Source organism: bacterium, assembly GCA_019912885.1.
Lineage (GTDB): Bacteria > Lernaellota > Lernaellaia > JACKCT01 > JACKCT01 > JAIOHV01.
Map to the genome: position 1 here is coordinate 1 of JAIOHV010000166.1, position 11,487 is coordinate 11,487.

An 11,487-nucleotide genomic window follows, 5' to 3' on the forward strand; every position below is an offset into this window, starting at 1 on the left:
TCAGGATGACAACCGCTCCGCTCAGGATGACAACCGCTCCGCTCAGGATGACAACCGCTCCGCTCAGGATGACAACCGCTCCGCTCAGGATGACAACCGCTCCGCTCAGGATGACAACCGCTCCGCTCAGGATGACGAGCCCGCGCGTTTAGCGTTTCGTTCCGTATTCCCAATTCCCAATTCCCAATTCGCAATTTCATTTCGGCGGCACCGCTCCGACGTTGAATTTCGATTCGGGCACATCGGCGCCGAATCGCGGGTTTTCGAAATTGAGCACGGTTCGCGTGCCGCGATCCGGGAGCAGGATTTCCCATTTCGTGGCGAATGGCGGGTGTTCGCCGGCGACGACGTTGCCGTAGCGGATCTCTTTTTCGACGCGCGATTTTTTGTCGAGCGATTGCACGCGGACAAGCACGGGCGCGTCGTTTTGAACCCAGTAGCGCATCGCGCCCTTGCGGCCGGAGCCGGGGTCGGGCGTCGCCTCGATGAGGATCGTCGACCTGCCGTCGATTGTCGGCCGGCCGATGACGCGCACCACGGGGAATTCGGTGTAGCGGCGGTCCAGATCCTGGATCGCGATGTGCGTGTCGAGGATTTCGCGCGAGGCCTGCCGGCCGACGATCGTCTTTGGCGAGCCGCGTCCCGGGACGAGAAGGTAGCGGCGCACCGCGCCCGCGACCGGCGTGCTCGTGATGCCGATGCCGCTTTGCGGCGGACGGACGACGCGCACCGTCGATCCGATGCTGATCATGGGCTCGTCGGGCGTGCCGACGCCCACCGCGGGTCCGTCGCCGGTCGGCACGAGCGAGATATACGCGCGGCCGGCGGCGTCTTCCGGCTCGGAAACGGTGACGCGCAAGCGGTCGGCGCCCGGATCGGCGCGGCGCTCGTACACGAGACGCGCGGTGCGCGTCCTCGCGTCCTTTCGGTAGTGCGTCACCGCGACGGGCGCCACGAGCGTCGTGCCCGGCGGCAGGTTGAGGGCGGCGGAAAGAAGCGCATTGGCGTCCGGCGGCGTGTCCGCGGAGAGTGAGGGCATCGATGCGAGGAGGATGGCGAAGAAGAACGCGAAGGCGCCAAGCCATCGCGAAGGACGCAAAGTCCATTCGGTTTTTCCTTTGCGTTCTTTGCGTTCCCTTCGCGCCTTCGCGGTAAAATTCTCAGCCCGCATGGCTCGCGTACTCTCCCTTGCCGACGCGTTCGAGGACATCGACGAGCAGGCGCCAGAATTTTTCGACGCTTGCGATGTTCACGGCCTCATCCGGCGAGTGCGGATGGACGATGTCCGGCCCGAACGAGACCATGTCCATCTCCGGGAAATTCTTGCCGATGATGCCGCACTCGAGGCCGGCGTGAATGGCGGTGATCCTGGGGGCGTTGCCGAACAGGGCTTCGTGCGCGTTTTCGACAAGGCGCACGATCGGCGCATCGGCGCGCGGCTGCCAGCCGGGGTAGGCGTCCTGCACGTCGTTTTTCGCACCGGCCAGTTCGCCGACGGCGCAAATGCGCGCGATCGCCTCGGCGAGCGCGGCGTCGTTTGAGGATCGCGGGCTGTTGTGCGCGACGATCTCTCCGCCGGCAAGGCGCGCGGCGGCGAGGCTGTTGGATGTCTCCACGAGCCCGGGCAATTCGCGGCTCATGGCGAGCACGCCGTTGGGAAATGCGATGAGCGCGTTGACGGCGGCGGCCTGCGCGTCGGGCGCGAGCACGCCGTTGGGGCGTTCGGTCGGCTGAAGGGCAAGGGCGAGATTTTTCTCCTCCGGATGCTCGGCGCGAAACGCGGCGAGGCACGCGCCCACGACGGCGCGAGCCTTGTCCTCGATGTCGGCGTCCAGCGCCAGCACGGCGACGCCCTCGCGCGGGATGGCGTTGTGCTTGTCGCCGGAGTGGAAATCGGCAAGGCGCGCGCCCAGAGGGTCGAGCGCCTTGATGGCGCGGGCGAGAAGGCGCACGGCGTTGCCGCGGTTTTCGTGGATATCGCAGCCGGAGTGCCCGCCCCTCAGCCCCGAGATACGCAGGCGATAACCCGCCGCGCCGCCGGGCGCGTCGACGAGCGGCGCGGGGATCGCGGTTTTCACGCCGCCGCCGCCCGCGCAGCCGATGTAAAGGATGTTCGTCTCCTCGGAATCCAGGTTGATGAGGATGCGGCCGGTGACGATGTCGGGATCGAGGTTCGCCGCGCCGGTGAGGCCGGTTTCCTCGTCCACGGTCAAAAGCACCTCGAGCGGCCCGTGACGCACGTCGCCGGCGAGCGCGACGGCCATCGCGGCGGCGACGCCGATGCCGTTGTCCGCGCCGAGCGTCGTGCCGGTGGCCTTGATCCAGTCGCCGTCGCGGCGCAAGCGGATGGCGTCCTTGTCGAAATCGAAATCCACGTCCGCGTTCTTTTCGCAGACCATGTCCACGTGCGCCTGGAGCACGACCGCCGGCGCGTTTTCGCAGCCGGGCGAGGCGGGCACGCGGACGATGAGGTTGCCGGTTTTGTCCTGCGTGACGGCAAGGCCGGCCTTGCCGGCGACCGCCTTCAGGTGCGCGAGCACGCGTTCCTCGTGCTTGCTCGGACGCGGGATGCGGGTGAGGTCTTCAAAGATGCGCCAGACCGGCGCCGGGGTGAGGTTTTGAAGAGGCGAGGTCATGAGGTGGTCCTTTCGCGATGATTCGGGCGATCGGCCGGAGGGGCGATGGACATTATGGACAAGATGGACTGGATGGACATGGACAATCGACGCCCCCTTGACCGCGCCCAGGCCGCGCGCTCACAGCGTTTCTCCGGTCGCCGGAAGCGCGTCGCCGGTTGCCGGTTGCGCCTGAAGCGGCAGCGCGACGAGGCGTTCCTGGTTGTAGCGGATGTCGGACTCGGCGCGGACCTTGTCGACCCACGCATCGTAGAGCGCGGCGGCCTTGCGCCGGCGGATGTCCGCGCGGATCTCGTCGCGCACCTTGTCGAGCGGGACGACGCCCTCGGCGCGACGGTCGAGCACGCGGATGACGTGCGCGCCGTAGCTCGTACGGACGACGCCGGAGGTCTGGCCGATGGCCATTTCGAAGGCGGTTTTGGCGATTTCCGGGGGCATCTCGTGGCGCGCGAACCAGCCGAGGTCGCCGCCGCGCGCGGCCTCTGGCGCGATGGAATGCTGCCGGGCGAGCGCGGCGAAATCCGCGCCGCCGTACAGTTCGACGACGAGCTTTTCGGCCTCGGCCTCGCCGGCGACGAGAATCTGGGCGGCGCGCACGCGCTCGGGCTCGCGGTAGCGGTCGGCGCGAAGCTGATATTCGGCCTCGATCTCGGCGGGCACGACCGCAACGCGCGGCAGCACGAGGCTGTCGGTGATCTTTTCGACGAGAAGCTGGCGCGCGGCGCGCCGGCGCAGGTCGTCGCGATCGATCTGGCGCGCGGCGATCAGGCGGTCGAATTCGTCCGCGGGATAACCCTCCGCGAGCTTCGCGACGCGCGCGTCGATCTCGGCGGGCTCGACGGCGATCTTGTGAGCGCCGGCCTGCTGCGCGACGAGGCGGCCTTCGACAAGCTCGGCGAGGAAGAGCGTCTTGAGTTGCAGGCGCGTCATGACGTCATCGGGGATGACCTCGGCGTTGCCGGCGCGCGCCTCGCGAAACGCATCAAAAAATTCGTCCTCGGTGATCGCCTCGCCGTTGACGAGCGCGAGCACGCCTTCGGGAAAGGCCGGCGGCGGCGGCGTGCCGCAGGCGGACAGCGCGAGGGCGAGCACGCAGGTTTTCACCGCGAAGACGCAAAGGGCGCGAAGGTCGTTTTTCGAAGCAGGTTTCATGGAAGGAGCGGACATGGTTGAAGTCGAATGGCGTGCGTTTGCGCGGTCCATTGTGTCCATAATGTCCATGTTGTCCATTGCCGGGTGCAAACGGCAACGGCGGCCCGATGGGGCCGCCGTTGCGAGGATGTCGTGCCGGGCGTTTCTATTACTCGTCGCCCTCGCCGCTGGTGCCGGCCGCGCCGGGGTGGCCGCCGGGCATCATCGGGAGGCCGGGCATTTCGGGCTCGTCGCTGACCTCTTCATCGACCAGGAGATCGTCCTTGATGTCGACGGGGTACTTCGTGCGCAACTCCGCGGTGAAGTTTTCCATCGCCTTCTGCTGCTTTTCCTGCGCGAGCTTGCGCTTGATCTGCGCTTCAACCTTTTCGTATTCCTTGGGTTCGGCGGGGGTCTTTTCGACGAACTGGACGATATTCCAGCCGCGGCGATCCTCAAAGGGCGTGCTGACGTCGTCCTTCTCGGTCATCGCGAACGCGACATCGTCGAACTCCTTGGACTTTAAGCCCTTGCGAATCGGCGGAAGCAGCCCGCCCTTGCGGGCGCTACCCTTGTCGTCGGAGTACTTTTCGACGGCCTTGTCAAAGGAAAGCCCGCCCTTGATCTCGTCGTAGGCCTTTTTCGCCTTGTCCGCGGCGGCCTTTTTCTGATCCTCGGAATCGCCCTGGCGCGTGCGCACGAGGATATGGCGCACGGTGACGGTTTCGGGCGTTTCGAACTCCTCCGGATGCGCGTCGTAGTAGGCCTTGCCTTCTTCGTCGGTGACGTCCGATTTGGTCTCCATCATCTCTTTTTTGATCTTGCCGGCGAGGATGGACTTGCGGATGGATTCGAGCTGCTCCTGCACCTCTTCGTCCTTCTCGAACCCGCGCGACAGGGCTTCCTGGTAGAAAAGCTCCTCGGTCACGAGGCGATCGAGATATTCCATCTTGCCCTTCTTGGTCGCGAGGCGCTTCTTGTAAAAGGGCGGGATGCGCTCGAGCTTGCCGTTGAACTCCTCGAGCGTGATCGTCTCGCCGCCGACCTTGGCGAGCTGCGTGCCCGACTTGTTGCGGGCGGGCGCCGCGGCGCCGCCGCCGGTCGAGGTCGTCGATTGCGAATCGCAGGCGAAAAACGCGAGCGTCGCGAAGATCGCCAAAATGGCGCGTAACGAATGGCGATAGGTCTTCATAAAGGTTGGTACCCCCTCGAAATACCGTATTGGTCAGTTCGCGTTGGAATCCGGCCTTGGGAAAGGCTGGCGGTTGGTAACACAATTCTCAAGGGCGTTCAACCCATCCCGGACGGCCGCGACGATCGCGTCCCCGGACTTGCCGGGTACCTTTTCGAGCAGTTTTCCGTCGGGAAGCAGGCGATACACGGCCGGCTTCGCGGCCACGATCGACACGAGCGCGCTCGCGGCGATGGGCGTGCGTTCGTCGAACGTGTACACGATCGCGTCGCGGCTGTAGTCGATCTGTTTCACCCCCAGGCTTCGTCCCACGAGGCGTAGACCCACGATCGCGAACAGACGTTCAACCTCCGGCGGCGGCGGGCCGAAGCGGTCCACGATCTCGTCGCGCAGCCTCTCCAGCTCGTCATCCGCCGCCGCGTCGGAGATACGCTTGTAGAGCGACAGGCGCAGGTGCTCGTCGGGCACGTAGGCGTCGGGCAAGAGGGCGGGCACGGGGATATTGACCTCCGTGTCGATCGGCCGCTCGAAGGGCTCGCCCTTGAGCCGCGCGACTTCCTCGTCGAGCAGTTCGCGGTAGAGTTCGTAGCCGACCAGGGCGATGTGGCCGGACTGCTCGGCGCCAAGCAGGTTGCCCGCGCCTCGAATCTCCAGGTCCTTCGCCGCGATCTTGTAGCCGGAGCCGAGCTCGGAAAACGTCTTGATCGCGCTGATGCGCTTGACGGCATCCTCCGTGACGCGCCCCTCGCGCGGGACGATGAGGTAGCAATACGCGCGGACCTTGCTGCGCCCGACGCGCCCGCGAAGCTGGTAGAGCTGCGAAAGGCCGAGCATGTCGGCGCGGTTGATGATCATGGTGTTGGCCTGGGGGAAATCGAGGCCGGAGCCGACGATGGTCGTGGCGACGAGGATGTCGAACCGCCGCTCGGCAAAATCGATCAGAAGCTCCTCGATCTCCTCGCCGGCCATCTGGCCGTGGCCGACGCGCACGCGGGCGTGCGGCACGAGGCGGCGGACGCGGTCGGCGATGCCGTCGATCGACTGCACGCGATTGTGGATCACGAACACCTGGCCGCCGCGGGTCAGCTCGCGGCCGATCGCCTCACGGATGATGTCGTCGTCCCAGCGCGTGACGAAGGTGCGCACCGACAGGCGGTCTTCCGGCGGCGTGTTGATGACGGACAGGTCGCGGATGCCCACGAGGCTCATGTGCAGCGTGCGGGGAATCGGCGTCGCGGTCAGGGTCAGGACGTCCACGATCTCGCGCAGCTTCTTGATGCGCTCTTTTTGCGCGACGCCGAAGTTCTGCTCCTCGTCCACGATCAAAAGGCCGAGGTCGGCAAACCGGATGCGCGCGGACAAAAGCTGGTGCGTTCCGATGACGACGTCCACGAGCCCGGCGGCCAGCTCGTCGCGCACCTTCTTGCGGTCGTGGCTCGACACAAAGCGCGAGAGCACCGCGACGTTGACGCCGAACGGCGACATGCGCCGCGCGAAGGTGCGCCCGTGCTGGAAGGCGAGCGTCGTCGTGGGCACGAGGACGGCGACCTGCTTCTTGTTTTGCACCGCGAGGAAGGCGGCGCGCATGGCGACCTCCGTCTTGCCGAATCCGACGTCGCCGCAGACCAGGCGATCCATCGGCCTTCCCGCCGCCATGTCGTCGAGCGTTTCGGCGATGACGGTGAGCTGGTCGGGCGTCTCGTCGAACGGAAAGGTGCCTTCGAACTCCTCGAACGCCTCGCCGCCGGGCGCAAACGCGAATCCCGGCTCGGCGTGCCGCTTTGCGTAGAGGGCGAGCAGATCGCGGGCCATGCGCCGGGCGGCGACGCGCGCCTTTTCGAGCGCTTTTTCCCAGGTGGCGCCGCCGAGGCGATCGACGATGGGCAGGCCGCCCGCGCCGACATAGCGATGAACCTGCGACAGGCGATCGACGGGCAGGTAGAGCTTGTCGCCGCCGGCATATTCGAGATTCAGATATTCGGTGTCCGCGCCGCCGACGCGAAGGCTGGACAGGCCCTTGAAGATGCCGACGCCGTGTTTGGCGTGCACGATGGCGTCGCCGGGGGCCAGGTCCGCGAAATCCGCGACCGGCTCGCCGCGCTTGCCGCGATACGCCTCCGCGTGCTTGCGCGGGCCGAAAATCTCCTCTTCCGTGACGATCGCGGTGCGCCACGCGGGCACGACGGCCCCGTGGGATAGCGGGCCGACGACGATCGGCACGCGCACGGACGCGGGACGCGAAAGGACGGAGGGCGCGGTGACGTCCTCGCCGATCGCCAGCGAAAAGCCGTAACCCTCCAGCAGGCGGCGCAGCCGGTCCACGCCCGACGGCGCCCGCGCGGCGATCGCGACGCGCCAGTCGTCGGCCAGCCACCTTTTGAGGCGCGTCGTCAGCGGCGCGAGGGGGTGCTCCTCGCGCGCGTGGGCGAGGATCTCGTCGCGCAGCCCGGCGAGCGAGTGCGTCTCGAAGGCGAGCTTGACGCCGCGGCCCTTGGGTAGCGGCGCGGCGGCGCCGAGCGCGACGCGGCGAAAACGGTTTTGCGCTTCGTCGAATTCGTCGGGCGACAGGTACAGTTCGTCCGGCGGCACGACGAGCTTGCCGGCCTCGCGGGCGTCCTCGAACCGGCGCTTGTGGAGATCGTGCTCGATCTCGAGCATCGCATCGACGAGCTCCGGCTCGACGGCGATCGCGAGCGCGTCGCCGGGAAGGAAATCGGTGACGGCGTCCAGGCGCTCGTGGAAAAGCGGCAGGAGGAACTCGATGCCGGGAGCGGAAATGCCCTCCTCGACCTCCTCGACGAGGCGGTCGCGCACGCGGCGATCGACGTTCTGTTCGTCGGCGAGCGTTTTGGCCCGTGCGGCGAGCCGGGCGGCGGCGTCCTTGCCCATCGTCATCTCGCGGCAGGGGAAAACGCGCGCCCGGTCGAGGTGCCTTCGCGTCGTCTGGTTTCCGGGGTGGAACGCGCGGATGGAGCGGATCTCGTCCCCGGAAAGCTCGATGCGCAGCGGGTCGTCGGAAAGGGGGCTCCAGAAGTCGACCACGCCGCCGCGCACGGCGAACTCGCCGATGTCCTCCACGAGCGGCGCGCGGCGATAGCCGCATTCGTCGAGCGAAAGCACGACAAGATCGCGGTCGACCTCGTCGCCGACCTTCAATCGCAGGCTCGTGGCGGACAGGCGCTCGCGCGGCAGCGTGCGTTTGAGCAACGCGCCCGCGGCGGCGACGACAATGGCGCGCGAACGCGGCACGGCGAGTTCCGCGAGGGCGGCCATGCGCGCCGCGATGATGGACCCGTGGGGCGAGAGCGACTCGTACGGCGCGATGTCGTAGGGCGGATAAACGCGGACGCGCTCGTCGTGGCCGGTGCGTTCAAAGAGGAAACGCAGGTCGTCGGCGACGCGGCGGGCGGCGGCGCCGTCCGCCGTCACGACAAGGGCCGCGCCGGGGTGCGCGAGGAGAATCTCGGCAAGCGCGATCGAAAGCGACGCTCCGGCGAGGCCGGAAACAGCCAGATCCTCGCGCGTGTCCACGACCGATCGACGCACCTCTCCCGCTTCGGGCAGCAGCCCTCGGAAGTCGGCGGCGGCGTTCGATCGTTCGGTCATATTTCAGCGTCGCGTTGCCGGGCGCGTGTTGGACCCATCATAGGACTTATGGGACCCATAGGACCTATAGGTCTCATAAGTCCTGTCGAACGCAAAAACGCGGGAGGACCGCCGGCGGCGGTCCTCCCGCGATCGGTCGCGGAGTCTTGTTTGCGCTCAGACCTTGAAGACGAGCAGGAACGAAATGACGAGCGCGTAGATGACGAGCGACTCGATGAGGGCGAGGCTAAGGATCATCGGCGTGAAGAGCTGCTGATACGCCGAGGGGTTGCGGGCGATGCCTTCGAGCGCCGCGGTGGCCGCGCGGCCCTGGCCGAGCGCTCCGCCGAACGCGGCGATGGCGATGCACAGGCCGGCGGCCAGCGCGACGAATTTCTTGGCCTCGTTATCGAGACCGGCTTCCTGGGCGAAAGCGGCGCTCGCGATGCCGATGACAAAAACCAGGACCAGGACGGCGACGACTCTCTTGTTCATAACGGCGAATCCTCCTCGGGATGGGGTCGAAAGCTTTTCGTCCTTCGGCCTAGTGCTCCTCGGCCGTCGCCAGTGCGATGTACACGAGCGAAAGCAGAAGGAACACGAGCGTCTGGACAATGGATACGAGCGTGCCGAGCGCCAGGAACGGCAGCGGGTAGAGCACGGGGAAGCCGATTCCGATCCCGACCATGAAAACGCCGAGGATCGTGTGATCGCCCATCATGTTTCCGAACAGACGAAGCGAGAGCGACATCGGCCGGGCGACATGGCTGATGAGCTCAATGGGGATCATGATCGGCGCCATCGCGTATTTCAGCGGGCCCTTCAGCGGCCCCATGAAGTGCGCAAGATACGCACCGACGCCGTGCGCCTTGATGCCGAACGCGTGGTACGCGAAGAAGATCACGAGCGCGAGGCCGAGCGTGACATTGATGTTCGAGGTCGCCAGGCCAAGTCCGGGGATGAGGCCGGCGAGATTGTTGAAAAGGATGACGAGGGTCAGCGTCGCCGCGAGCGTCAGGTGCTTGCGGCCGTGGTGCCCGACGATCTCCTCGAGCAGGCCCTGCACGACGGAGATGATCGTCTCGATAAAGTTCGCGAAGGAAAAGCGCGGCTCCGGGGCGATGTCGCCGGTTTCGAGCTTCTTTTTGTACTTGCCGCCGACGATCGCGCCGCTCACCGCGAGGATGAGCGCGACGAACGTGAACATGATGATGTGCGTCAGATCCTCGTGAACCCCGAGCGCCTTTTGCAGCGCGGCGTTGATCGGCGGGATGACGCTCCAGGTGTGCAGGCCGCCGCCCTCGGCGTACGCGGGCGTGGCGGCAAGCGTCGCGCCGAAAAGCGCGGACGCGGCGAGGATCGGCCGGGAAATACGCGGGTTCATTTGGCGCCTCCGGCGACGGCGTGGTCCCCGGCGACGGCGTTGCCGGGCGCGCCGGCTTCGCCGGGCTTTTCGCCGGGGACGACGATCGCGGAGAGGATCGCGACGATCAGACTGCCGACCCCGACAGCGAACGCGGGCATGTCCACCCAGCCGGAACGGACGATGAGCAAAAGCGCGGCGCCGATGGCCAGAAGCTTGACGGGAAGAAGCGCGAGCACGCCGGGTTTCGGATGGTTCGGATCAAGCAGGGCGCGGCCGATGAGGATACGCAGCAGGCGGAAGTTCGCGTGGGCGAACAGGCCGCCGGCGAGCACCGAGGCAAAGCCCCGCGCGCCGAAGGCGAAGACGGCCAGGGCGGCCAAAAGCACGTACGCGACGATCATGCGCTTTTCGATCGCGTCGAGATGGGCGTTTCGGGGCGTCATCGTGGCCTGTCGTCTCCCGCCTTTTCGGAAGTCTTGCCGGGCTCGGGGCTGCCGAGGCGCCTGGCCTTCTTGTAGACCTTGAGAACCGCCATGAAGGCGGCGCCGAGGCCGAAAAATATTCCGAGGATTTGAAGCGTTGGTGCGGTACCGAATTTCCCGTCGAGCCAGCGGCCGCCGAGAAAGCCGATCGCCACCGAGATCCCCATCTCGAGACCGACAGCGGAGATCCCGCCCGCTTCCCTCAGAAGCTTTTTCGATTGCGGATCCATCGCCGCCGCCGGACCCCCCGTTGGCGTGCGCGTATATTACGCAAAAGGAATTGGAAATCTACCCCACGAAAATGGGCGAAAATCGGCGCGATCGCAAGGCGGCCAGGTCGTCATCCCATGGCATTTCGACGGTACACGGAGCGCACGGAGAAGACACGGAGGACACAGGGGGGAATGGGGAATTGCGAATGCGGAATTGGGAATGGAATGTCGGAATGTCGGAATGTCGGAATCGCGGAATCGCAATTCAACACGAAGGCACAAACGGCACAAAGGGAATTGGAATCGCGACCCCACGCGTCTTCCTGATGTCGGAGCCGCGACCGTCAGGGAGCGGGTGATCCCGCGCCGGCATTCGGGCGTGTCTTCAAATGCGATGTCATTGCCACAAGATGCCAGGGCGGCAAGATGTCAGGGCCGCAAGTCCTGAGCGAAGCGAAGGAAGCGAAGCGGAGTGCGCGGTTGGCAACGCGACAAGGCGAACGCGACTTTGCCCGGGGCGGTGCCGACCGCGCACTCCGGCCCCGCTCGGAGCGGGGGCCTGCGTTTGCGGCCCTGACATCGCGAACGCGGTGCCGACCGCGCACTCCGGCCCCGCTCGGAGCGGGGGCCTGCGTTTGCGGCCCTGACATCGCGAATGCGGTGCCGACCGCGCACTCCGGCCCCGCCCGGAGCGGGGGCCTGCGTTTGCGGCCCTGACATCGCGAACGCGGTGCCGACCGCGCACTCCGGCCCCGCCCGGAGCGGGGGCCTGCGTTTGCGGCCCTGACATCGCGAACGCGGTGCCGACCGCGCACTCCGGCCCCGCTCGGAGCGGGGGCCTGCGTTTGCGGCCCTGACATCGCGAATGCGGTGCCGACCGCGC

General features: G+C 66.7%; 9 protein-coding genes. All 9 read right to left on the reverse strand.

Features of this window, described 5'->3' with window-relative positions:
* Positions 1-196: 196 nt before the first annotated feature.
* The 9 genes from K8I61_14525 to K8I61_14565 all read right to left on the reverse strand — a co-directional run bounded on the left by K8I61_14525 (position 197) and on the right by K8I61_14565 (position 10,622).
* Positions 197-1,099: an outer membrane lipoprotein-sorting protein gene (locus tag K8I61_14525; GenBank protein ID MBZ0273250.1), complete on the reverse strand. Its 903-nt coding sequence runs from the start codon at positions 1,097-1,099 to the stop codon at positions 197-199.
* A 61-nt stretch (positions 1,100-1,160) separates the two neighbouring features.
* Positions 1,161-2,636, reverse strand: coding sequence for an aminoacyl-histidine dipeptidase (locus tag K8I61_14530; GenBank protein MBZ0273251.1), 1,476 nt, complete (start codon positions 2,634-2,636; stop codon positions 1,161-1,163).
* Between the two features lie 120 nt (positions 2,637-2,756).
* Complete coding sequence (locus K8I61_14535) at positions 2,757-3,788, reverse strand: peptidyl-prolyl cis-trans isomerase (protein ID MBZ0273252.1); 1,032 nt, start codon at positions 3,786-3,788, stop codon at positions 2,757-2,759.
* A gap of 148 nt (positions 3,789-3,936) precedes the next feature.
* Positions 3,937-4,959 carry a peptidylprolyl isomerase gene (locus K8I61_14540; GenBank protein ID MBZ0273253.1) on the reverse strand — a complete coding sequence of 341 codons (1,023 nt, stop codon included), beginning with the start codon at positions 4,957-4,959 and terminating at the stop codon, positions 3,937-3,939.
* 33 nt (positions 4,960-4,992) lie between these two features.
* On the reverse strand, positions 4,993-8,565 hold the full coding sequence (gene mfd / locus K8I61_14545; protein MBZ0273254.1) for a transcription-repair coupling factor: 3,573 nt from the start codon (positions 8,563-8,565) through the stop codon (positions 4,993-4,995).
* Positions 8,566-8,721: 156 nt separating this feature from the next.
* Positions 8,722-9,039 carry an ATP synthase F0 subunit C gene (gene atpE / locus K8I61_14550; GenBank protein ID MBZ0273255.1) on the reverse strand — a complete coding sequence of 106 codons (318 nt, stop codon included), beginning with the start codon at positions 9,037-9,039 and terminating at the stop codon, positions 8,722-8,724.
* Positions 9,040-9,088: 49 nt separating this feature from the next.
* Complete coding sequence (gene atpB, locus K8I61_14555) at positions 9,089-9,928, reverse strand: F0F1 ATP synthase subunit A (GenBank protein MBZ0273256.1); 840 nt, start codon at positions 9,926-9,928, stop codon at positions 9,089-9,091.
* Complete coding sequence (locus K8I61_14560) at positions 9,925-10,353, reverse strand: ATP synthase subunit I (protein ID MBZ0273257.1); 429 nt, start codon at positions 10,351-10,353, stop codon at positions 9,925-9,927. The genes atpB and K8I61_14560 overlap by 4 nt, the downstream gene beginning before the upstream one ends.
* The gene (locus K8I61_14565; GenBank protein MBZ0273258.1) at positions 10,350-10,622 is read right to left on the reverse strand and encodes an AtpZ/AtpI family protein; all 273 of its coding nucleotides are present in this window, start codon (positions 10,620-10,622) and stop codon (positions 10,350-10,352) included. Before K8I61_14565 ends, K8I61_14560 begins: the two co-directional genes overlap by 4 nt.
* Positions 10,623-11,487 lie beyond the last annotated feature (865 nt).